Origin of the sequence: Mycetocola saprophilus, assembly GCF_000718085.1 — a bacterium.
In the GTDB taxonomy this organism is placed as follows: Bacteria; Actinomycetota; Actinomycetes; order Actinomycetales; family Microbacteriaceae; genus Mycetocola; species Mycetocola saprophilus.
Genome location: NZ_JOEC01000013.1, coordinates 1 through 555, shown reverse-complemented (window position 1 = coordinate 555; position 555 = coordinate 1). Strand labels below are relative to the sequence as shown.

General features: G+C 64.5%; 1 protein-coding gene. It reads right to left on the bottom strand.

What is annotated here, in order from left to right; all coding sequences use genetic code 11:
- On the bottom strand, positions 1 to 518 hold a 518-nt coding region (locus tag IE92_RS18820), incomplete at its 3' end, for a hypothetical protein (protein ID WP_211250809.1).
- Positions 519 to 555 lie beyond the last annotated feature (37 nt).

The window sequence follows — 555 nt, the reverse complement described above, 5'->3', positions numbered from 1 at the left end:
GACCACGGACCACGGACCACTGTGCGCTGAACAAGCCGATTATCCGAGGAGGCATGCCGCTGGCTACGATGAGCCGCGAACGTTGCCTCAGCCAGGGCACGACGATCCGAAACCACGACAGCCTGCTGGTCGTGACCCACCGTGACCCCATACTCGGTCACCGTCTCCCCACCTACAGGGCGAGAGAGGGCGGCGAGGTCCGACCTCAGCAATCGCACGCCGTTCGTGATGACGACCACATCCTGACTGTGCGAACCCGCCTCGGCTGCGAGCGCCCCCGAGGTGTGCAGCCACTCGGACACGCGCCGAGCAGCACCCGGTTCCGGCTCTACCGGGGAGGTAGCAGCCTCAAGAGCGGCAGCTTCAGCCTTCAATGCCTCGAATCGTTCGCGCAGCTCCTGCTCCTTGGCGGCGCGAGAATCATCGTGGCCAACGCGGCATCCTGCGCACGGATCTGATTCACTGCAAGGCGGAGCACCGTCGAATGGCATCCCGGCCGAATTTTCAACATCAGGCACCAGGTGCCTCCTTCGGTTCGGGGCCCGGCTTTTTCAC